Origin of the sequence: Prevotella melaninogenica (assembly GCF_003609775.1) — a bacterium.
GTDB classification, from domain to species: Bacteria; Bacteroidota; Bacteroidia; order Bacteroidales; family Bacteroidaceae; genus Prevotella; species Prevotella melaninogenica_A.
In genome coordinates this window covers 38,578-63,304 of record NZ_AP018049.1, presented here as the reverse complement: position 1 = coordinate 63,304, position 24,727 = coordinate 38,578, and the positions used below count along the sequence as shown (strand labels likewise).

The 24,727-nt window shown below is 41.2% G+C and carries 15 protein-coding genes; 10 read left to right on the top strand and 5 right to left on the bottom strand.

All coding sequences use genetic code 11. From position 1 onward, the window contains the following. Window positions 1–495 precede the first annotated feature (495 nt). Both PMEL_RS00215 and PMEL_RS00210 read right to left on the bottom strand, forming a co-directional pair. Complete coding sequence (locus tag PMEL_RS00215) at window positions 496–3,081, bottom strand: beta-N-acetylglucosaminidase domain-containing protein (RefSeq protein WP_120173460.1); 2,586 nt, start codon at window positions 3,079–3,081, stop codon at window positions 496–498. A 309-nt stretch (window positions 3,082–3,390) separates the two neighbouring features. Further along, a complete protein-coding gene (locus PMEL_RS00210; RefSeq protein WP_120173459.1) occupies window positions 3,391–4,596 on the bottom strand; it encodes an MFS transporter in 1,206 nt (401 codons plus the stop codon). Between the two features lie 464 nt (window positions 4,597–5,060). Between PMEL_RS00210 and PMEL_RS00205 the strand changes: the two genes are divergently transcribed. The 7 genes from PMEL_RS00205 (at window position 5,061) to deoC (ending at window position 13,366) form a co-directional block, all read left to right on the top strand. Continuing rightward, window positions 5,061–5,876: a transporter gene (locus PMEL_RS00205; protein ID WP_120173458.1), complete on the top strand. Its 816-nt coding sequence runs from the start codon at window positions 5,061–5,063 to the stop codon at window positions 5,874–5,876. A 720-nt stretch (window positions 5,877–6,596) separates the two neighbouring features. Next, window positions 6,597–8,468: a tRNA uridine-5-carboxymethylaminomethyl(34) synthesis enzyme MnmG gene (gene mnmG, locus PMEL_RS00195; protein WP_120173456.1), complete on the top strand. Its 1,872-nt coding sequence runs from the start codon at window positions 6,597–6,599 to the stop codon at window positions 8,466–8,468. Between the two features lie 118 nt (window positions 8,469–8,586). Then, window positions 8,587–9,117, top strand: coding sequence for an adenine phosphoribosyltransferase (locus PMEL_RS00190; protein WP_120173455.1), 531 nt, complete (start codon window positions 8,587–8,589; stop codon window positions 9,115–9,117). A gap of 327 nt (window positions 9,118–9,444) precedes the next feature. Continuing rightward, window positions 9,445–11,280 (top strand): excinuclease ABC subunit UvrC, encoded by a 1,836-nt coding sequence (gene uvrC, locus PMEL_RS00185; protein ID WP_120173454.1) that lies wholly within the window; start codon window positions 9,445–9,447, stop codon window positions 11,278–11,280. 31 nt (window positions 11,281–11,311) lie between these two features. Continuing rightward, window positions 11,312–11,764 carry a D-aminoacyl-tRNA deacylase gene (gene dtd, locus PMEL_RS00180; protein ID WP_120173453.1) on the top strand — a complete coding sequence of 151 codons (453 nt, stop codon included), beginning with the start codon at window positions 11,312–11,314 and terminating at the stop codon, window positions 11,762–11,764. A gap of 129 nt (window positions 11,765–11,893) precedes the next feature. Beyond that, window positions 11,894–12,217, top strand: coding sequence for a nucleotide pyrophosphohydrolase (locus PMEL_RS00175; RefSeq protein ID WP_120173452.1), 324 nt, complete (start codon window positions 11,894–11,896; stop codon window positions 12,215–12,217). A 201-nt stretch (window positions 12,218–12,418) separates the two neighbouring features. Next, complete coding sequence (gene deoC, locus PMEL_RS00170) at window positions 12,419–13,366, top strand: deoxyribose-phosphate aldolase (RefSeq protein ID WP_120173451.1); 948 nt, start codon at window positions 12,419–12,421, stop codon at window positions 13,364–13,366. A gap of 650 nt (window positions 13,367–14,016) precedes the next feature. Here deoC and PMEL_RS00165 read toward each other — a convergent pair. Next, window positions 14,017–14,997, bottom strand: a complete 981-nt coding sequence (locus PMEL_RS00165; protein ID WP_120173450.1) for a polyprenyl synthetase family protein — start codon at window positions 14,995–14,997, stop codon at window positions 14,017–14,019. A gap of 93 nt (window positions 14,998–15,090) precedes the next feature. Here PMEL_RS00165 and polA point away from each other — a divergent pair, with 93 nt between their 5' ends. The 3 genes from polA (at window position 15,091) to PMEL_RS00150 (ending at window position 22,045) form a co-directional block, all read left to right on the top strand. Next, window positions 15,091–17,853: a DNA polymerase I gene (polA, locus tag PMEL_RS00160; protein WP_120173449.1), complete on the top strand. Its 2,763-nt coding sequence runs from the start codon at window positions 15,091–15,093 to the stop codon at window positions 17,851–17,853. Between the two features lie 559 nt (window positions 17,854–18,412). Then, window positions 18,413–19,924: a GH3 auxin-responsive promoter family protein gene (locus tag PMEL_RS00155; RefSeq protein WP_120173448.1), complete on the top strand. Its 1,512-nt coding sequence runs from the start codon at window positions 18,413–18,415 to the stop codon at window positions 19,922–19,924. A gap of 75 nt (window positions 19,925–19,999) precedes the next feature. Then, window positions 20,000–22,045: an Ig-like domain-containing protein gene (locus tag PMEL_RS00150; RefSeq protein ID WP_120173447.1), complete on the top strand. Its 2,046-nt coding sequence runs from the start codon at window positions 20,000–20,002 to the stop codon at window positions 22,043–22,045. 283 nt (window positions 22,046–22,328) lie between these two features. On the opposite strand, the gene PMEL_RS00145 is transcribed toward PMEL_RS00150, so the two are convergent. Continuing rightward, window positions 22,329–23,336, bottom strand: coding sequence for an acyltransferase family protein (locus tag PMEL_RS00145; RefSeq protein ID WP_120173446.1), 1,008 nt, complete (start codon window positions 23,334–23,336; stop codon window positions 22,329–22,331). Then, on the bottom strand, window positions 23,333–24,727 hold the full coding sequence (locus PMEL_RS00140; protein ID WP_120173445.1) for a hypothetical protein: 1,395 nt from the start codon (window positions 24,725–24,727) through the stop codon (window positions 23,333–23,335). Before PMEL_RS00140 ends, PMEL_RS00145 begins: the two co-directional genes overlap by 4 nt.

Here is a 24,727-nt window from a genome sequence, read left to right as displayed (position 1 = left end):
ATCTTTGCAAGGAACAAATAACTTTTTAATTATAAAACACAAGATTCAAAGTATGAGTAAACCTATCTATTTCTTACCTTGGGCTATGAGAATGGTTATTATATTATGCTTGGTAATAACTCATATCCAACAAGACAGCTTTATTTACATACTATCTGCTTTTACCCTTATATTGATTGTTTTCTGTATCTGGGGATGTTCGAAAAGTAAGACACAGAACATTTTAAAAGCATTGACTGGTAATAGAACGCAAAACATCTTTGATATCGTGATGTCTGCACTCTTCATAATAATAGGTTTATACAGTAAAGACACTACTACGATTATAGAAGGTGGCGCACTATTAACAATATCGGTAATCAATATTATATCGCCAATTAAATACCAAAAGTCATAACGTAAAACGAGAGGGTATAAAAAGTAATTCCACTTTTATACCCTCTCGTTATTTTGATACTTGTATTACTTCATACAGTAATCTAATTCCTCAACACCTTACTTCTTAGGAATAATCTCGAACACTTCTGCCTTACCAATCAACTCCATACGAGTTACTTTCTTAGCAACATCAACGGTAAAGAGTGGCTCATTTGAGGTGAACTCAGCCTTCAGTTTGTTACGCTTGTCGTACTGGCAAACACGAACAGAGCCACCCTCTGGCAATGAAAGCATGAAGGTGTAAGAAGTCATACCCGCTGGTACTTCAAACGATACAGCACCAGTATTCTTGAAAGATGTACCAGGCTGACGGTCGAACGCAAGGAGAACATCACTTGTTCCAGCCTTAGAACCTCCAAACTCAGGTGAAGCAGTACCTGCAGGTACCACTACGAACGAGCGAATAGCAGCCCAGTTCTTACGGTCTGAGTCAAGACGACGCAAACGGATATAACGTGCTTGCACCGGATCGCCCTGCCAAAGGATATCATACTGGTTCTTCATATCGCCCAACATGGTATTCCATGTCTTGCCGTCAACAGAATATTCAAGTGCCGCATGGTCATAGAAGTCGCAATCATCAGTAGAGTTACGACCCTGAAGGATATGCACCTCACGTACAGACATTGGTTCAGGGAGGGCCACACCCATCCAGTCACCAGCCTTCTGTGCTTCACCAGAGGTGTAATGTGTTATGCTATCGCCATCAAACATCAAACCAGCTTGAGTCGTCTTAAGATTCTTATAAGAACCGATACCACGTAGTGTGAATGCCTTTTCGCCTGAAAGCTTTTCATAGAAAGCATCACCGAGGTCGTCCATAGCGAAGTCATAGAATGGCTGTAACTTCATGGTTCCCGACTTATGAGCCTCGTAAGCTTTCTTATCTTCCGCAGACATACGGCTCTTAACATACTTACTCCAGAACTTCAAGTTGTCACCACTACGATAGAGATCCATCAATTCGATAGCGTTCTTACCACGTTCGCCTAACTTAGCAAACTCAGTAAGCCAAGGCTTTAGCTCCTTTATCAAGAGATTATCAGTGCAACCAGCCTCAATCTCAGCAGGTGCTTTAGCCACACGTTCGAACTCCTGATAGAGTTTATCACGCTTCTCCTTGGTGTAATCAGCCAAACGGAAGGTCTCTGTTTCCCAAGATTCGTCACGACGATAGCCTGTCTCCGTATCGGCAGAATGGATAGCGAAGGTGCGGTAAGCCTCCTTTGCACGTGGCATCATCACTTCCAAGCCACGCTCCCAACTGTCAATTGGGTTATAATCAGATGGATTCCATGTGTAATCAGCTACACTGTAGAGAGAGAGTTTTGAAGCTTCTCCATGCTCCATAGGGTTGCTGACGAGTCCACACATATCTTTATCGGTGAGTGATGTATCTAAACCATAAACAGGACCCTGCAATACAAGGTTGCGAACATAGTCTGTTACGGCATAGTTCCACCAGAAGAAAGCAGGACGCTTGATGCGACTATCCACCCAATCGAGTGTACTCTTTGTCACATCACTACAAACAACATCACCCGTCCAAAACACTCGTACAGATGGGTCGAGGGTCTTACCATAGATGCTCAATGGTCCATTCTCATCTGCCTTTGCCCACAACTTAGAATAGTCTGTAGGACAAATAATCAGCGGAGCAACGTCGCCCTTCGCCTTTACAAACTCCTTTGTCAAACGATTCAATAACTCTACTTGTCGGTTAGGGTTGGTTCCCTCGCCTGAAATATCATCAAAGAAAATAGCAAATGACTTCACACCAGCTTGATACATGAGGTCAAGTTTGTGCATAAGGTTCTGATAATCTTCCTCATTCCACTTGATATCCTTGCCCGGATGAATAGCCCAAACGAAGTCTACACGGTTCTTCTTGCAGGCTGCAACAAGTTCTTTGATGTCCTTCATCTCATTCTCTGGATAAGGCAGACGCCAGTTAGGAGAACTATGATAAGGGTCATCCTTTGGTCCATAGATATAAGTATTCATCTTGTACTTACCGTAGAAGTCAATCAATGACAGGCGTACTGCGTGTGACCATGGAGTACCATAGAAACCCTCAACAACACCACGATAAGCGAATACTGGTGCATCGCCGATTTCCAAACAAGGTAGTTTCTTACCGCCTTCTACGGATGGGTTCTCCATAATCTGGCGCAAAGTCTGTATACCATAGAATACTCCTAAGTCATAAGCAGCCATAAGTGTGATTCCTTTCTTGGTGATTCTTAGTGTGTAAGCACCGTCTACATCGGCCCCACTCTGCTCTCCATCTTTCAAAACCACAGGTATCTTCACTAATTGTATCTTCATTGGGAAGCCCTTATCAGCACGAGAAAGGAAGTTAAGATCAGTCCAATAGTCCCAACTCTGCTTACGAACAGGCTGCGGTTGGTCAAGTTTAACACCGCCACTGATGTCTACTGTTCCCTCACCTGTCAGCTTTACGTAACGTGGTGTAGGATTAATAACGAGTCCCTGATGGTCAATCTTCTTACCAGGAACAGGATTAACTAACTGCACTTCCGAACGCTGACTGCCTAAATCGAAGTCATTATCCTGTGCATGAGCTACCGTAAGGGCACACATACCCAATACGAAGGTCACTAAAAGTTTCTTTTGTTTCATGTAGGTTTTTAATATTTGGTATCTGACCTGCCACATACTTCCGCACAAGACAAGTCGATTATAAAATAGTAATATGATTGTTTCCCTTTCTAAGGAAAAGGAATTCTACTTGCAAAGATAAGGAATTAAAATGAATTTCACCCATTAACTGATAGCAAAAAGCAAAGAATAGGGATTTCTTTAGCTAAGGTATGGATCTATAACGATAGTCTTTCCAAACTGCTCTTTGCCTTTTTCATTGCCTAACATAGCCCTCTATTACGCATAAAATAACTTTACTAATGATAAGACTATAATCAACCATGTGACTTACTCACGCTTCATCTTTGGCAAATAGACGGCTATAATACCTAACAATGGGAGTAATGTGCTTACCTTAAAGACGAAGAGAATACTCGTCTGGTCGGCTAACCATCCAAAGAAAGTACTTCCAAGACCGCCAAGACCAAATGAAAGTCCATAGAAGATACCGGCTATTGTGCCGATATGATTGGGCATGAGGTCGGTTGCATAAACCAATATTGCAGAGAAGGCTGATGCTATAATGAGTCCGATGATAGCTGACAAGATAATTGTTCCAGCAAGACTACCCACATAAGGGAGCATGATTGTGAATGGTGCTGCCCCAAAGATAGAGAACCATATCACGTATTTACGCCCATAGCGGTCGCCTATCCAGCCTCCAAGAAGGGTTCCGACGACTTCTGCTGCTAAGAAAACAAACAGGCAGAGTTGGGATGTTTGAATAGATACCCCAAACTTCTCTATCAGAAAGAAGGTGAAATAGCTGACCATACTCTCTGTATAAAAGTTCTTGGAGAACATCAACACGAAGAGAATAAATACAAATCCATAAATCTGATTACGTGTATATACCTTTGCTGTTGTCCATCTTGCCCTACTCCGTTTACGAACGACCTTTAATTGTTTTACATGCCATTTTCCTATATAAATCAGTATAACGGCTAAAAGAAGGGCAATAAATGCAAACCAACGTACACCACTCAAGCCAACTGGTATCACTATCAGGGCTGCAAACAATGGTCCTGCTGCAAAGCCTCCATTGCCTCCTACCTGGAAAATACTCTGTGCTAAGCCATTGCGACCACCAGAGGCTTGTTGTGCCACTTGCGAACCTTGTGGATGGAAAATAGAAGAGCCTAAGCCGAATAACGATACAGATAATAAGATTACAAGGAAACTATCGGCATACGACAGCATAAAGATACCGATGAGCGTGAACACCATACTCACAGGCAACTGCCACCAACCATGATGCTTATCAGCATAGAGTCCTACGAAGGGTTGGATGATGGAAGAGGTTAGCTGTAGCACCAACGTTATGATTCCGACTTGAAAGAAGGATAATCCAAACTCGTCTTTCAACATCGGATAAATTGCTGGAAGCATCGAATGCATCGTGTCATCTAACAGATGACAAAAACTTATCGTGAGCAGAATGCCTAAGGCTGTACGTTCTTCGTTTCCTGCTTCTATCTTATTATTTAGCTTCATTTGTTTGTTATTATATCCGAATATGCAAAGATACATATTATCTTTATAAACAAAGAATGCAAACCTGTATAACGATGAAGCATCAACTGCTTTTTACAAATTGAATTTCATCCATCGACATGAGCCTCTCCTTATAGGGTGCGAAGCCCCCGCACCACACGTGCGAGGCGTTAGCACGATATGTGCGGAGCGTTAGCACATCGCGTGCGGAGTATCAGCACGACAATAAAAAAGGGAGGAATAGATAGCTATTAGACGTAAAGAAGATAGCAAAACGACATTAGTTTTCGCAGATAAGGAAGACTTTTACCATTCAATACGCATTTTCAAACGATTAATGCGTATCTTTGTAGCTGATATAACATTCCCCTATTCGAAGATGAGTGTAAAAAGATGATATTACGGATAAGGGACTGTAATCCTCAATAAAACAAACGAAAACATTATCAATAAGAAAGAAGACTATGATTGCCTATCTTAAAAGTGGTTTAAGGAGAACTTTATGCCTATCTCTCCTTACCTTCATCTCTGTACATTCAATGGCACAAGACACTGAAGATTATTCGCCAGATGCGCCTGGTGCCACGACTGGTGTCGGTATCATGAAACCAGGAAAGATTGATTGGGAAACTGGTATCGTACTTGAATGGGACAGAAGAAACGGTGAACACGCACGTACTTTCACTATCAACACATCTATGTTTCGTCTTGGATTAACCCCACAAGCGGAGGTAAGATTACAGATAGACGAATGTATAACTCGTACGCCTGAAGGGAATTTTGGAGGCATTGCTAATGCCGCTATTGGTACGAAAATCAAGGTTTATGAGGGCGGAAAGGTGCTTCCAAAGGTTTCCTTTATGGGTACAATACTCATTCCTGGTGGTAGTAATGCACACTACCTTCCCAAACATGTAGGTATTCAAGCTCACCTCTTATTCGAAAACGAATTGAGTAGTAAGTTTACATTGGGTTATGACTTGGGAGGTGAATGGGATGGAGATACAGAGAATCCTGACCTTTTCTTCGGTGCTAACCTCACTTATCAGCCTACTGACAAGTGGAGTTTCTACGTAGAAAGCTATAATCGTTACAACTCAAAGAGACAGGATGACTGGGCTAAACCAGGACATGCCAGCCACTTCAACTTTATGAGTGAAGTCGGAGTGGATTATAAGGTTTCACCACGACTGCACCTAAACACTTACTACGACATTTCTTTCAACGAATTCTCACGATATAGTAACATTGGTTTGGGCATTGCGTGGCTACTGAACTAAAAGGAAAGGGATATTGAGAGGGGAACTTTTCTGGCTTCTTCCGTTAAATGCGTGGATGCTTTTCGTACTGCTTTAACGGAAGAACCGAAGTTACTCATTAAGCAAAAACATAGCTAAGAAAGTCAACTATCTATCCTATTATCAGCCTCTTTCATTGAAAACCTTTACACTTTAAGGCTTCGAAAATATACACACAAGGGTTTGAAATATCATTACATATTTTCAAATAAGACATCTATAAATAACGGCAAAACCACAGACAAAGAGTAGGCTTGTAACCACATGGAATTCAATTAGTTATAAAGTAATAAGGCAAAAGGTGCTTTATTGGACTTCAAAAGGGCGTTAGTAAACGTCTTAAAGGGCATCTTTTGCAAGCCAATTAGGCGTCTTTTAGAAGCCAAAAGAGCATGTATTGGTTTTGAACTGCATAAAATTAGTTTACAAATCTCAACTAATAAGGGAATAAGTTGTTTGTAGAATACAAATAGACATCGCACCTAATTACATTTATTATGTAATTTATTCCCCTTTATAAAACCATCTTATTGAGAGTAAACACACCATTTATGTAGATTAATCTCATCCTATTAACAATCTACGCATTTAACGGAAGAACCACTTTTCTATCTATTATATAGGTATAATTCGATTTTATTTCTTAATTTTGTGACGTTATAAATTAGGGGTATTCTGCCCCTATACTTTTGAAAGAAGACGATGAAATTCAAGTATGATGTACTTGTTATCGGCGGTGGACACGCAGGTTGTGAAGCTGCTACAGCAGCTGCCAACTTGGGTGCAAGCACTTGTTTGGTAACAATGGATATGAATAAAATCGGCCAGATGAGCTGTAATCCTGCTGTAGGAGGTATCGCCAAAGGTCAGATAGTCAGAGAGATAGATGCTCTTGGGGGCTATATGGGACTGGTTACCGACGCAACAGCGATACAGTTTCGTATGCTGAACCGCTCAAAGGGACCTGCCGTTTGGAGTCCACGAGCGCAGTGTGACCGTGGTAAATTTATCTGGGAATGGCGCACAATACTCGACCATACGGATAACCTTGACATCTTTCAGGATCAAGCTGACGAATTGTTAGTAGAGAATGGTAAGGTATTGTGTGTCAGAACAATATGGGGTATTGACATCTACGCACGTACAGTAGTTATCACTGCAGGTACCTTCCTTAACGGACTGATGCATATCGGGAAACGAAAGGTAGAAGGTGGACGATGCGCAGAGCCTGCTGTTCACAACTTTACAGAGAGTATTACGCGCCATGGTATTCGTGCCGATCGCATGAAGACGGGTACTCCTGTGCGTATAGACCGCCGTTCGGTTCACTTCGACGAGATGGAACCACAACCGGGAGAGACGGACTATCACCAGTTCTCTTTTTATGGTCCGCATCGTCATCTGCCGCAGTTGCCTTGCTGGACGTGTAACACGAACGAGGAAGCACATGAGGTGTTGCGACGTGGAGTGGCTGACTCTCCCCTATTCAATGGGCAGATTCAGAGTACAGGTCCACGCTACTGCCCTTCGATTGAGACGAAACTCGTCACCTTCCCTGACAAGAATAGCCATCCTCTCTTCCTCGAACCAGAGGGCGTTGACACGAATGAGATGTATCTGAATGGCTTTTCTTCAAGTATGCCTTGGGAGGTTCAATTGGAGGCTATACACAAGATTCCAGCCCTACGTGACGCTAAAATCTATCGTCCTGGCTATGCTATCGAATACGATTACTTTGATCCAACACAGCTAAAGCAGTCGTTGGAGTCGAAAGTCATCGAGGGTCTGTTCTTTGCAGGACAGGTGAATGGTACGACGGGATACGAAGAAGCAGGCGGACAAGGCTTAGTAGCGGGTATCAATGCTGCCCTACTCTGTGCTGGCAAAGAGCCGTTCGTAATGAACAGAGACGAGAGTTACATCGGAGTTCTCATTGATGACCTTACAACAAAGGGAGTTGATGAACCTTACCGTATGTTTACTTCGCGTGCGGAATACCGTATTCTCTTGCGCCAAGATGATGCCGATGCTCGCCTGACAGAGCGTGCTTATAATATAGGTATAGCTAAACAGGACCGTTATGACTGGTGGATGCAGAAAAAGGAGAATATCAATCGTATTCTTGACTTCTGTAACAACACTTCTGTTAAGCCTGATGTTGTAAACGGATTCTTGGAGCATTTGGGCACTTCTCCTATCAAGGGAGCAACGAAGATAGTAGACCTTGTTGCACGCCCACAGGTTAACTTCGAGAACCTTTCAGCTGTTATACCAAGCCTTAAAGAGGCTATCGAGGCTTCACCTAACCGTAAAGAGGAGATTGCCGAAGCAGCGGAAATCAAGCTAAAGTACAAAGGCTATATCGATCGTGAGCGTGTATTCGCTGAAAAGATGCGTCGTCTTGAGGATATTAAAATCAAAGGACACTTCAATTATAGTGAGCTACACGACCTCTCAACAGAGTGCCGGCAGAAGTTAGAACAGATTCAACCAGAGACACTCGCACAGGCAAGTCGTATTCCTGGAGTTAGTCCAAGCGATATCAATGTACTGCTTGTCCTCATGGGAAGATAAGTTTCATAGGATTGTAAAGTCCTAACACGTGAGCAAAAGAGCTACCCTGAAAGGAGCTAAAAGCGCATTGTTTCACGTGAAACAATAGTATAAAACAAAACTATATAACAAACTGAAAATGAATAAAAAACTATTATTAGACAACCTGAGATGTATCCCAGATTGGCCTATTAAGGGTGTGAACTTCCGCGACGTTACCACCCTATTCAAGTCACCTGAAGCTCTTCAGGAAATTACTGATGAGATGGTTGATCTCTACAAAGATAAGGGTGTAACTAAAATTGTGGGTATTGAGAGCCGTGGCTTCGTCATGTCTTCTGCCGTTGCCACCCGTTTGGGTGCGGGTATCGTACTTTGCCGTAAGCCTGGTAAGCTTCCTTGTGAAACCATTCAGGAAAGTTATCAGAAGGAATATGGCGTAGACACGATTGAGATTCACAAGGATGCTATCAACGAGAATGACGTGATTCTACTTCATGATGACCTCCTTGCAACTGGCGGAACAATGAAGGCTGCATGTGACTTGGTAAAGAAGTTCAACCCAAAGAAGGTGTATTGTAACTTCATTATCGAACTCAACTCAGAGTTCCCTAACAGTCGAGAACAGTTTGATAAGGATATTGAAATTACTTCTTTACTCCAATTCTAACCAGCAAGACTGTGACAAAAATCTTTCCTCCCCACCCTTTTTTATATGAAAAAGAGGAAACGAAATGAAAATAAAAAGAAGAGGAGTAACCCACACAAAGGGTCGCTCCTCTTGTCTTTAAAAGTACATCATCGAGGCTTGTAAACCGTCACTATGATACCAAGATTTGGTCACTAACTATCGTGCCAAGCCTTAGCACCTTATGTGCCAACGTGAAACACCGTTCGTGCCAATGTGAAGCACCTTATGTGCCAACGTGAAACACCGCTCGTGTTCCACGTGAAACAAAACGCCTTAAAAAGCCTTTATACAAAGGAGTTACGCAAAATGAATAAAGAAGATAACTTGAAGCGAACTGCATATCTTAAGAACATTGTACTCAATATGCCTGAGAAACCAGGCACATATCAGTTCTATGATAATGAGAAAACAATCATCTATGTTGGGAAGGCGAAGAACCTTAAAAGACGTGTGTCGTCCTATTTCCATAAAGAGGTTGACCGCTTTAAAACGAAGGTATTGGTTTCTAAGATTCATGACATTTCATATTCTGTGGTCAAAACAGAAGAAGATGCACTTCTAATAGAGAATCAACTTATCAAGCAATACAAGCCTAAATATAACGTATTGCTAAAAGATGGTAAGACATATCCAAGTATTTGCGTAACGAATGAGTATTTCCCACGTATATTCAAAACACGTACTATCAATAAACGCTTTGGTACCTTTTATGGTCCTTATAGCCATATTGGAAGTATGTATGCAATTCTTGATATTATAAAGAAGGTATATAAACCACGTACTTGTCGCTTCCCTATTACAAAAGAAGGTATAGAACAGGGTAAGTATAAACCTTGCTTAGAATATCATTTACACAACTGTGGTGCACCATGTATCAATAAACAGAGTTATGAAGATTATCAAGAAGCGATAAAACAAGCACGAGAAGTATTAAAAGGAAATACACGTGAGGTACAAAAACTCCTAAAAAAAGAAATGGAGAAATACGCGGAAGAATTGCGATTTGAGGAAGCTGAACTCTGTAAACAACGTTATTTAGCACTCGATAACTTCGCTGCAAAGAGCGAAATCGTAAGCCATACGATTACAGATGTTGATGTTTTCACTATTGTAAGTGATGATTCAAGAAAGAATGCGTTTATTAATTACATCCATGTAACCAACGGTGCAATCAACCAAAGCTTTACTTATGAATATAAAAGAAAGCTCGATGAATCCGATGAAGAATTACTTAATGAAGCTATTCCAGAGATACGTGAACGCTTTAATAGTACCGCTAAAGAGATTATCGTACCTTTTGAACTTGATTTTAAGGTAAAAGGTGCAGAATTCTTTATCCCACAACGTGGTGATAAGCATCACCTATTGGAACTCTCTGAGATGAATGCTAAGCAATATAAGTTCGATCGATTAAAACAGACTGAAAAGCTAAATCCAGAGCAAAAGCAGACTCGTTTAATGCGAGAACTCCAAGATAAGCTGAAATTATCGAAGCTTCCTTATCATATAGAATGCTTCGACAACTCTAACATCTCTGGTTCCGATGCTGTCGCTGGATGCATTGTTTATAAAGGAATGAAGCCTTCTAAGAAGGATTATCGTAAATACAACATCAAGACAGTAGTAGGTCCTGATGACTACGCATCCATGCAGGAGGTTGTAAGACGACGCTACAGCCGAATGCAGGAAGAAGGTACTCCACTACCCGACCTCATCATTACCGATGGTGGAAAGGGACAAATGGAGGTTGTTAGAGAGGTTGTAGAAGATGAACTACAACTAAACATCCCAATTGCAGGTCTCGCCAAGGACGATCGCCACCGCACAAACGAACTCCTGTTCGGTTTCCCACAGCAGACAATAGCATTGGATGTCAAAGGCGAACTCTTCAAAGTCCTAACCCAAATACAGGACGAAGTGCATCGTTTTGCTATATCATTCCATCGAGATAAACGCTCTAAAACACAACTACACAGCGAGTTAGATAACATAAAAGGCATCGGACCAAAGACAAAGGATGCACTTTTAAAGAAACTGAAGACTGTAAAACACATAAAAGAAGCTGATTTACAAGAACTTACAGAATTAATAGGAGCAAGCAAAGCAACCATTGTCTATAATTATTTCCACGCTAATCAGTAACTAATTAAAATAAATATTGTACATTTGCGATATGAGAATTATAATACAACGAGTAAGCCATGCTTCTGTTACTATCAACAAACAAGTGAAGTCTTCCATTGGTGCTGGATTCCTTATCCTGCTGGGTATTGGTAAAGACGATACTGAGGAGGATATTAACTGGCTGGTAAAAAAGGTTATAGCCTTGCGCATTTTCGACGATGAAATGGGCGTAATGAACCGTAGCATCATGGATGTTAATGGTGAAATTCTCGTTGTTTCTCAATTCACTTTAATGGCAAGCTATAAGAAAGGAAATCGTCCAAGCTGGATTCACGCAGCACCCCATGAGCTCTCAATTCCCCTCTATAATAGTTTCTGTAACGCTCTAAGCAATGCAATGGGTAAACCTGTAGACACGGGAGAGTTTGGCGCTGACATGAAAGTAGAGCTGCTAAATGATGGTCCTGTCACCATTTGTATGGACACGAAGAATAAGGAATAGAATCTACAAACTCCTTTTCCTATTCCTAATATAGAATTAAAATGAGAAAAGAAAGCTCTGATATGCAGCAAAAATAACGATTAAATCGATAATATTCTACAATCACACAAATTAAGTAAAACAAAAACTATGACAATACAAGAAGCACAACAAGCCGTTGATAAGTGGATAAAAGAAAATGGTGTACGCTACTTTAGCGAACTAACCAATATGGCTTGCCTCACAGAAGAAGTAGGAGAATTAGCTCGCGTAATGGCCCGTACATACGGAGATCAGAGCTTCAAAGAGGGTGAAAAGCCCAATTTAGGAGAAGAAATGGCTGATATTCTATGGGTGTTACTCTGTCTTGCCAATCAAACTGGCGTCAATCTCACTGAAGAACTACAAAGGAGTTTTGACAAGAAAACCAAGCGTGACAAAGATAGACATAAAAACAATCCTAAATTAAAATAAGCCTATTTAGTTCAACAAAATAGACTATATTTATAAAACAAAGCCTATTTTTGAAGGAAGAAGAGGGTGAATTAAGCTTCAACAAAAACTATGCTCCATACTTATTAATGGACAAGAAGAATGCTTAAAGTTCAAAGCATACTTCTCCCCTACCCTTACTCAATAAGCAAACAAGAATAAATAATATAAATAAACAAAATCATGGGAACAATTAAAGACACTGTTTCAAAAGACGTCCAGACGCAGAAAAGCGGTGGAATCGTCGAAAAAAGCGAGTACAATCAGGCTTTATCACAGTACAACCTCAACATCACTGACGAGGAAGTAAAGGCTGCTGTAACAAAAATTATTGCAGAGAAAGTATCAGAGAACGACAACCTTGAAGTAAAGAAATTTCTCTTGGGTAGCGTCGAGCTTACAACTCTTAGCACAACAGACACGGAAGAGAAGGTACTCGAGATGGTAGAAAAAGTAAACCGATTCGATACCGAGTATCCTGATTTACCACATGTTGCAGCTCTCTGTGCCTATCCTTGCTTCACAAAATTGATGGTAGACAGTCTTGAAGTAGACGGCGTTGACATTACAAATGTAACGGGCAATTTCCCTTCATCTCAGACCTTCTTAGAGGTGAAAACCATCGAGACAGCACTCGCAATTAAGGATGGTGCTACCCACATCGACATCGTTATGCCTGTAGGAAAGTTCCTTTCTGGCGATTACGAAGGCGTATGTGACACCATCAACGAACTTAAACAAGTGTGTGGAGACGTTCCAATGAAGGTGATTCTTGAGACTGGCAATCTTGGCAATGCGAGTGCTATCAAGACCGCATCCCTCCTCTCTATGTACGCAGGCGCAGACTATATAAAGACGAGTACAGGTAAAGAGAAGATTAGCGCAACTCCTGAGTCTGTATATGTTATGTGTCAGGCAATCAAAGAATACTATGAGAAGACTGGTATTCAGATTGGTTTAAAGCCTGCTGGCGGCATCAATACAGTAATGGATGCAGTTATCTACTACACCATTGTTAAGGAAGTTCTCGGCGAGAAATGGCTGACGAACTACTGGTTCCGCATGGGTACAAGTCGTCTTACCAACCTCTTGTTAAGTGAAATCATTGGAACAGAAACAAACTTCTTCTAAACTTTACTATCATCATCAGCATGAAGATAAAATGCTGATGATGATAAAATGAGATAAGAACAACCAATAAGGGGCATACACTTAGCATGCCCCTTTATCGTGTCTGCTCACGAAAAAATTATACACTAAGGCTTACTTACAAAGATAGAGAAGTTTAAACAAAATCAACTAATATAACCTATTATAGTATAATATATAGACTATATTATAAAAAACATCATCGAAAAGAAATAAAAAGAGCATCAACTAAACTATCTCAAACGTAGAGAAAAACGCACAAAGTAAAACATACAGTATTCACTTAGCGTCTTTATCAAATTTTACTTATAAATAGATAACATGATTATTAGTGCGTATTACTTTCTACAAATAGCATTATAACAAAACAAAACAGCATTAACACAATTCGTATTAAGCCTCCGCACCACATGTGCTAAGCCTCCGCACCATTAGTGCTAAGCCTTAACACATATAATATCAACTGATAACTGTAAATATATTAAGCTTACAAAAAGTCAATAAAAGCCATAAAAAGAATTTCTCTTTACGAGATGGAAAATCCATCATCATAAAGAGAAACTGTCGTTATCATCACAAAAATTAATCAATCTCACGATGAAAAGGGAGATTTTAGCACTGTATTAATACAATTACTTCTTCCTTTTAATTACATAATCAAGATAAGTCTGAAGAGCAAATCGGATACTTTCATCCTTAACATACGTATCAAGAAAAGTCTGTGCTTCAGCATGGAAGTCCCACATACGGCGTTCAGCATACTCAATACCACCACTTACCTTAGCAAATTCGACCAATCTATCTATTTCTTCGCGTGTAACCTCATGCGCCTTCACCTTATAAGCCAAAGCAAGCATTTCCTCATTTTTCGTCGAATTCAACGCATAAATGATTGGTAAAGTGAGCTTTCCTTCAGCCATATCATTACCCGTAGGCTTTCCAATTTCAGCCTCTGAGTCGTAATAATCAAAGATATCATCACGAATCTGGAAGACAATTCCAAGATGTTTACCAAAGAGTCTTGCCGCTTCAACCTCCTCTGCACTTGCATTAGCCGACTCTGCACCAATTGCAGCACACGACTCGAAAAGAGCAGCAGTCTTACGTTCAATAATCTTATAATAAACCTCTTCAGTGATTTCCTTATTCTGAATATTCCACAACTGAAGAATCTCTCCATCGCTCAGCGTACGACCTAATTCTGCAAGGTAACGTACAATAATCTCTGAGTGAGTGTAACTAACATGAAGCAAGGCTGTTGAAAGCACATAATCACCCACCAACACAGCCACCTTATTATCATAGTCAGCATTCACACTCGCCTGCCCTCTGCGTGCATCTGCCTCGTCAACGACATCGTCATGAACAAGTGAAGCCGTATGCAAAAGCTCTAATCCCACAGCCGCATGCTGTGTTGCATCAGAGACCTTACCAAAGTTCTTAGCCATCAGGAGGATGAGAATAGGGCGCATACGCTTCCCTGCTCGTTGCTTAATATGGTTCAAAACCGTACGCAACAAGCCATCTTCGTGGTCGAGAGCATGATTAAAAAGGTCGATGAAATCGCCTAATTCTGTCTCAATTGGCTGTTTTATGAGTGAAAGAGTATCCATTATTGTCTTTAAATTTGATACAAATTTACTCATTTTATCGGAGATTATGGAAGAAAATTAGTAATTTTACAGCTAAAAATAGAATAATTAGTTATGGCAAAACTCTTTCTTATTGACGCCTACGCGCTCATCTATCGTTCATACTACGCATTCATCAAAAACCCACGTATCAACTCTAAAGGATTAAATACGTCAGCTGTTATGGGCTTTTGCAACACACTGAACGAGGTGCTTACAAAGGAAAAGCCAACGCATATTGGCGTAGCTTTCGATCATGGAAAGACTTTCCGCCATGACGCTTTCCCAGAATATAAAGCGCAGCGTGAGGAAACTCCAGAAGATATCAAACTTTCTGTACCTCTTATTAAGAAAGTGCTTGAGGCAATGCGTATTCCTATTCTACAAGTAGATGGCTTCGAAGCAGACGATATTATCGGTACTGTAGCAACGCGCTTTGGTGCCGATGGAATCGATACTTTTATGCTTACACCTGACAAAGATTATGGTCAGCTGATTGGTCCAAACATCTTTATGTATCGTCCTCGCCATGGTGGCGGTTACGAGATATTAGGAGAAAAGGAGGTGGGAGAAAAGTATGGCATCCCTACTCCAGCCCAAGTCGTCGATCTTCTGGCTTTGATGGGCGACTCAGCAGACAACTTTCCGGGATGTCCAGGTGTTGGTGAGAAGACTGCTGCCAAACTAATCAATCAGTTTGGCTCCATTGATAATATGCTTCAACACACTGATGAGATTAAGGGTAAACTACGTGAGAAAGTTGAGAATGCCGTTGAAGATATTAAAATGTCAAAATTCCTCGCCACGATTCGAACAGACGTTCCAATACAACTTGACTTGGATGAACTCAAGGTTGAGCAACCTGACGAAACCAAATTGCGTGCGATATTTGAGGAATTAGAATTTAAGACACTTATTAACAAGTTTCTTAACAAAAGTGAAGCAAAGCCAAAAGTAGACAATAATCAGCTTGATTTATTTGCTGAAAACACGACCAACGAGTCAGATGAGCCGAAAAATGCGAAATTTGAGAGTATAAAAACGACCCAACATGAATACAAACTCGTTGATAATGAGGATGAATTACATCAACTATGTGACTTTTTTATTACAAAAGAGTCTGTAAGTTTAGACACAGAAACCACATCAACGGATGCAATTAGTGCTGAATTGGTGGGTTTGAGCTTCTCGGTTGAAGAAAAGAAGGCTTTTTATGTACCTATCCCTGCCGACTATGAGGAAGCGACAAAATATGTCCAAATTTTCAAACCATTGTATGAAAGCGACAAAATAATGAAAATTGGACAGAACATCAAGTATGACTATGAAGTGTTGAGCAGATATGGCGTGACACTACAAGGTAAGATGTTCGATACAATGATAGCCCACTATCTCATCCAACCAGAGCTACATCATAATATGGACTACATGGCTGAGACTCTACTCGGCTATCAAACCATTCACATCGAAGAACTACTCGGTCCGAAAGGAAAGAAGCAGAAGAATATGCGCGACCTCTCCCCTACTGATATCTATGAGTATGCTGCAGAGGATGCCGACATTACCTTGCGCCTGAAAAACGTACTTGAGCCACGCTTGAAAGAGCTTGGCGTAGAAGAACTCTTCTGGAATATCGAGATGCCTTTGGTGCGTGTATTAGCTGATATGGAGCTAAATGGCGTGCGCTTAGACACTGAAGCACTGCAAGATACGTCAAAAATCTTCACTGAACGTATGAAACAATACGAGCAGGAAATATATAAGGAGGCTGGAGAAGAATTTAATATATCAAGCCCAAAACAAGTAGGTGACATCCTCTTTGGTAAGATGCAAATTATGGATAAGCCTAAGAAGACGAAGACTGGACAGTATGTTACAAGCGAAGAGGTGCTTCAGAGCCTTGAAAATAAGAGTCCTATCGTACGTAACATCCTCAATTACAGAGGTATGAAGAAACTTCTTAGCACCTATATCGATGCTCTTCCAAAGCTGATTAATCCACGTACAGGACATATCCATACATCGTTTAATCAGGCACTTACAGCCACTGGACGACTCTCATCGAGTGATCCTAACCTGCAGAATATCCCTGTGCGCACGGATGATGGTAAGGAGATACGCAAGTGTTTCATCCCAGAAGAAGGCTGTCTGTTCTTTTCAGCCGATTATAGTCAGATAGAGTTGCGTATCATGGCACACCTCTCAGAAGACGAGAACATGATGGAGGCTTTCCGTGAGGGGCATGATATCCACCGTGCAACAGCTGCAAAGATATGGCATGTAGATATAGATAAGGTGACTGATGCACAGCGAAAGAAGGCTAAACAAGCCAACTTCGGTATTATATATGGTATTACCACCTACGGACTTGCTCAGCGCATGGACATTCCAAATAGTGAAGCTAAAGAGTTGATAGAAGGCTATTTCCGAACATTCCCAAAGGTACAAGCCTATATGGAACATGCAAAAGAAGAAGCAAGAGCTAAGGGTTATGCCGAAACTCTCTTCCATCGTCGTCGCTATCTCGCTGATATCAATAGTCGTAACGCCACCGTTCGTGGTTTTGCCGAGCGTAATGCCATCAACGCACCAATACAAGGAACAGAGGCTGATATCATCAAAGTAGCAATGGTACGCATTTGGGAACGCTTCAAGAAAGAAGGTATTCGCTCAAAGATGATTCTCCAAGTGCATGATGAACTTAACTTCTCTGTCTTCCCAGAGGAGCGTGAACAGGTGGAACGCATTGTTATCGAGGAGATGCAGAATGCCTATCCACTGAATGTCCCATTGATAGCTGATGCCGGATGGGGCAAGAACTGGTTGGAAGCACATTAAATATATAAAACAAAATAGCTTCCACCCCAAAGCCTCCCCCAACCCCTCCGAAGGGAGGGGAGTGCAGATAGAAAAAGGGATAAGGGTATATAGGAAATTAATTGATACTCGTTTTATAGACTATATTTTAATATTAAATAGACTATAATTATACAACAAGTGCGAAAATGAGGGTAAACTTCGACCTTATAAAGCGTAAATAAAGAGGCTAATAACGGCAAATAGAAATCGAAGATATGAACTGCAAAGTTATTAAAAAGCATGAGCAAACAACTACCCTACCCTTCTGAGCGAATTTCTTACATGAAGAAAAAGAATTATTTACATGAAAAGAAATATTTATTTTCACGACAAGAAATATTTATTTTCATGAAAATAATTTAGAAAGGGGGCTAAAAGTAGAAGTCAAAAAAGGGTGAAACATTCCATCATCTATCATGCAGAGAATACTGAAAAAGGGCTTTTCAACACCTTAGAAGCAGTGTTAAAATATAGAAAAAGGCTATCCATTTAGCTTTTTTGGCGTAATTTTGCAATTTAATCAACCAGAGAAATTTGAATGAGTCTTACTAAGATAGTAAACAAATTATACTTCCAGCCGCGCCGCAGGGAGCTTGAACGCTACGTCACGGATGGAGAGGCTGTCCAGCGGGAAGTCATGCAATACCTCGTTGAGCGGGCAAAAGACACCGAATATGGTCGTAAACACCTGTTCTCAACGATTAAGTCATACGAGGATTTTGTACAGAACATTCCAGTCAATACATACGAAGAATTGAAGAGCGACATCGACCGTATGCGTCACGGAGAACGTAATATTCTGTGGCCGGGACAGGTTAGATGGTACGCAAAATCATCAGGTACAACCAACGATAAGAGTAAGTTTATTCCTGTTTCTCACGAGGGATTGCAGACGATTCATTATCAAGGTGGTAAGGATGTTATCGCTTACTACCTTAGCAATCACCCTGAAAGTAGACTCTTCAATGGTAAGGGTCTCATCTTAGGTGGTAGCCATTCTCCGAATTATAATTTATATAACTCGCTTGTAGGTGACCTCAGTGCTATCCTCATTGAGAATATCAATCCACTCGTAAATCTATGTCGTGTACCTAAGAAACAGACTGCTCTTCTGAGCGACTTTGAGGTAAAACGCGATCGAATTGCACACGAAACACTGAACCAGAATATCACTAATATATCGGGCGTTCCATCATGGATGCTATCCGTATTGGTGCGTGTAATGGAACTAAGTGGTAAGAAACATCTGGAGGAGGTATGGCCAAATTTAGAGGTATTCTTCCATGGTGGTATTGCTTTCACGCCTTATCGTGAGCAGTATGAACAGCTCATTACCAAGCAGGACATGAACTATATGGAGACTTACAACGCCTCTGAGGGCTTCTTCGGAATACAAGACGACCCAACAGACAGCAGTATGTCACTCATGCTCGACTATGGTGTCTTCTACGAATTCTTGCCTATGGACGAGTTTGAGAGCGAACATCCGAATATTGTTCCATTGTCAGGTGTAGAGATTGGTCGCAACTATGCGATGCTTATCAGTACTGCTTGCGGCCTTTGGAGATATGAGATTGGAGACACAGTGCAGTTCACTTCGACTAATCCTTATAAGTTTGTTATCACGGGTAGAACCAAGTATTTCATCAATGCCTTTGGTGAAGAACTTATCATGGACAATGCTGAGAAGGGACTTGAAGCAGCCTGCAAGGCTACTGGAGCACAGATATCAGATTATACTGCAGCCCCAATGTATATGGATGCGAAGGCAAAGTGCCGCCATCAGTGGCTCATTGAGTTTGCAAAGGAACCATCTTCATTTGAAGAGTTTGCCAAGGTTCTCGATGATAAACTACAAGAAGTTAACTCTGACTATGAGGCAAAACGCTTCCATAACATTACTCTTCAGCCACTTGAGATTATTGTTGCACGCAAAGACCTCTTCAATGACTGGCTCAAGATTAAGGGTAAACTCGGTGGTCAACACAAGATTCCACGCCTTTCAAACAGCCGTAACAACTTAGAAGAATTGCTGAGTATGAACCAGTAAAAACGGAAGACGGTAAAAGAACAAAACACCTTTAAGGGATAAAAAAGTAAAAAGGTAAAAAAGTAAAACAGCGATATGAAGAAGATAAAACAAAGATATTGCCAAGGAGTAATGGGTGGAAAGGATGACTTTTCAGCTAAGGTCAGCCATTGCCTTTCGGTGTTTTACCATATAAAAGCGTTACCATTCTACTTTTTTACCTTCATACTTTTAGTCCTTTCTTCTTGTGCCAGAATGGGACAACCTGATGGTGGATGGTACGATGAGACTCCTCCAAGAGTATTGGGTGCCTCCCCTACTGAACGAGCAACCGATGTAAACAGTAAGAAGGTCAATATATATTTCAACGAGTTCATCAAGTTGGAGAACGCATCAGAGAAGGTTGTTGTCTCTCCCCCACAGATTGAAGCTCCTGAAATTAAGGCTACTGGTAAGCGAATCACTGTAAGTTTACAAGACAAATTACAGCCAAATACCACCTACACCATCGACTTCTCTGACGCTATCACGGATAACAACGAGGGTAACCCATTAGGAAACTACACCTACAGCTTCTCTACTGGCGACCATATCGATACCCTTGAAGTGGCTGGTTATGTGTTAGAAGCAGAGAATTTAGAGCCTGTAAAGGGTATTCTCGTAGGTCTTTACAGCAATCAAAACGATACAGCTTTCCAGAAACAACCTATGTTGCGTGTCTCACGTACTGACAGTCGTGGACGTTTCAGCATACGAGGTGTTGCCAAGGGAGACTATCGTATCTATGCACTGCAGGACATGGACGGCAACTACATGTACAATCAGAAGAGCGAGAAGTTGGCTTTCACGCCCGAAGTCATCATGCCGTCATGGAAGCCAGACATACGACAAGACACGCTTTGGATTGATTCCTTGCACATTAAGGATATCAAGCAGGTTCCTTACACCCACTTCCTCCCAGATGATGTGGTGCTGAACTCCTTTACAGCTACACAAACAGACCGCTTCTTCCTCAAGTCTGAACGCAAGGACCCTAACCACTTTACGCTATTCTTCAGCTATGGTGATGCCGACCTTCCACAGATAACAGGACTCAATTTTAACGCTAAAGATGCCTTCATAACAGAGCCAAGTTTGAACCAAGATACAATCATCTATTGGCTTCGTGATACTGCCCTCGTCAACCAAGACACACTGCGTATGCAGATGATATACAATATGACGGATAGTATGGGTAATCTCGTCCCTAAGACAGATACGTTAGAAATACTCTCAAAGGTGCCTTACGCGAAGCGTTTAAAACGTCAGCAGGAGGAATACGACAAATGGTTTAAGAAGCAGGAAAAGGCAAAAGAACGTGGAAAAGCGTTTGAAACAGCAATGCCTATCACTCCTTTGGAGGTTAGATATAATGTTTCTTCGCAAATGGACCCTGACCAAAACCCAACGTTTGAGTTACCTACCCCAATAGCAAAAACGGATACCTCTAAGATTCATCTTTATGAAAAGATTGACTCCCTATGGTATCGAGCGAAATATAAGTTCGGTGCTGAACCCGGAAAACCGCGCTCTTTAAAGTTGGTAAGTACGTGGGATCCGGGACATGAATATAGTCTTGAGGTCGATTCGGCAGCCTTTACCGACATCTATGGTAAGGTTTCTGCAAAGTATAAGCAGGGTGTTCGTATTCCATCAATGGACGAGTATGGTACGCTGATAATGACCTTACAGAACATGGAAGGTAAGAACTGTCTGGTGCAGTTGCTCAATGAAAGCGACAAACCAATGAAAGAGGTGTATGCAAAAAACAACCAAGCAACCTTCCATTACATCAAGCCTGGCAACTACTATCTCCGTCTTATCGTCGATGATAACGACAACGGCAAATGGGATACAGGTGATTATGCAAGCCAACGACAGCCCGAAGCGGTTTATTATTACCCGAAGGTTATCGAGTGTAAGGCAAAACGTGATGTGCAGGGAACGTGGAATCCACGCTTACTCCCACTCTACAAGCAGAAGCCTGCAGCCATAACAAAACAGAAAGCTGATGCGCAACGCAAGATAAAGAGACGTAATGCCGAACGCGCTCGCAGTCTTGATATCTCACTGCCTGCCGAACTTCTCAACTCGGGAAAGTAGCAACATAAGGAAATAAAAGACTGGTTTAATAAAACCTATCAATACAATCAACACCCTCATCTATCCTCAACTGTCTTAAAGTTAAGGATTGATGAGGGTGCTTTCGTTATATCAACTCCATCATAGAGAACGCTCCGCACCATTGGTGCGGACCATCAACACCATTGGTGCGGACCGTCAACACGACATGTGCTGAGCAATAAAACATCTGTTGAAAATGGGAAAAAAGAATCTTATGAAGGCTTATTAAGATTGCTTTTCAGCCAATACAGCTTACTATCTGCTAAGATGTAGAAACACCAGAAATCAATGCCAAGATTCGTCCCAAACGGCTGTTACGATAACCATAAAGCAACTTATAGACCAAGAAAGACCCATAAACGCCTGTCAGAAAAGCAAGGATAATATAAACGACATTATCAAAATGAGTAAAGCGCATAAGTATTTGTAAACTCAATGCTTGAAAGATTCCATGATAAAGATAGATAGTATAAGAGGATGGAGAAAGGTGATTGAGGAAGTGAAACTCATATTTTGCGTATAAGCGCGCCAAAGCAACTGACATAAGAATACCATTCATTGCTAAGAATAAATCCATGAGAGGGCTTTTATTTACGTATAAAGCGAAAATTGATACTACAAACGTAAATAGGAATACTAAGAAAGAAGTTTTCCTTTTATCAAGAAAACGCATCAAACCAAAGCTTGATACGAAGTAACCTAAGGCAAAATAAAAAGCATAATGAATTACTCCAACGACATTAAAAAGTGTATCGTGGGAGAAAGGGAGGGAGATATTTGCCAGAGCAAGTAGGGTAAGTAAAAGAGTAGTAACAGTAAGCGAAGTTCTATGTTTCAGTCGCTGGAAAAAGAGAATGGCAACCACTGCAAAGACAAAAAGCAAGAACAAAGTGGGTAAAAACCAATAAGAGCTATTGACATTGCGGTAAGGATAGATGAGCATCAACACATATTCGCTCCAATTAGCTTGTATCGGACGAACCATATACTGCGATAAAAGAACCTTTGGAACAAAGAGCAGCGTACTCAAAGCAAAGTAAGGGAGTAATAACCGCACTGCTTTATGACGTAGGAAGATATGAGGATTAATCTGTTTTCCCTTTACTGATACATTGAAAAGATAGCCAGATACGAAGAAGAAAAGGGGTACGTGGAACTGATAAATCCAATCAACAATCGGACTCTCCATCTGAAAGAAGGAGTGTCCTATGACTACCAAGAGGATAGCAAAGACATGGAGAAAAGAGAATTCAGCTATCTTTTGTTTCATTTTATACGTTTTACTTGGTCATCTTCAACATACCATACACCATCGCAGTTAGCTTTCTCTGCCTTTTGAAGCAAAGAATTCAACTGCTTTCTGTTTGTTATCTCTTCGTTAATAATGGTCTTTGGCCATTGATAACCTGTCTGTTGAAGAACGGAATAACCCCAACCGAAAGCCTCGAAGGGAATCACCCAGAAGGAAGAATACTTCGTTTCGCCTTTATCTAAGTGTATCAACATTACTTTATTAACAGGTCGGTCGCATTGACTGACGATACTCTTTGCCATCTGTTCGCCCACTTTCCCCGATAGAAAAGAGGCGTAAGCGTGATGGAGTAGGGTGAAGGAAGCTGTCAAAAGATAGAGCAATGCTGAAACTATCAATACCTTCTTATTCTTGAATCGTTCGCAGAGTAGGGCTATCATCAGTGCAACAAAGGGCAGGACTGCATAACAGTGCATCACAGAGAAGACTGTCATCAGATTGACGAAAGCCCCAATAAAGAAGGATAAAAGCAGTATTATGAGCGGCTTCTGCCATCTATAGGAACGCAATAAAAGCCAAAGAAAGGGTAGGGGGAGGGCTCCTGTGATTACGACAACAGCAAGATGACGATGCTGTGGATGGATAAGACTGGCGTAATCGATAGGGTAGAAGATCATTCCCAATAATAAAGCGAGGTTGCGTAGCAGTCGAGTTAGAGTAAACTCCATGTACACATTGTTCTCTAAATAAAAGCTATCGGTCAGCATGAAACGGCTAACAAGATAGAAAACAAACACAAGGCAGGCACAAAAAAGATGTCTGATAACATAGTTGAAACGTTCTTTTCCTATGCTCCATACAATGAAGGGTGGAAAAAGAAACCAAACGTAGCCTGACTCTTTAGCAAAAACCGATAGCAAAGCACAGACTAACCATAGAAGAAGCTTTCGATAACCAGACAGGCTGATGTAGCTATATAAGGCAAGAAGTCCCCATAAAAGCGAATAGACTTGGTTCAAGGAATCAATATTCAGGATGGTCCCCAAGGTGCCTGACGACAAATAAAAGAAAACGACGGATAGGTTACGTGATAACGTACTAACCCTAAACCATTGCAGAATCTTATAGATTAACAATGTGTTTAGGATATGTCCTAATAGGATAAAAAGGTGGTTTAAAAAGGGGAAAAATCGGTGATTAAGTCCGAGTAGATGCCCAAAGAGTACATCAAAAGGACGCCAGTAATTACCATCAGGAAGCAGACTTTGAAGTGTGAGTGGCTCCGTCTGCGGTATGGTATAGTACGTCCAATCATCAAAGGTAGGCTGAAGTTGACAGAGCAACAGCAATGCCAACGGAGCTGTTAGCACTATCCAAAAGATTGGATTACGCCCTACTTCTGCCTTCAT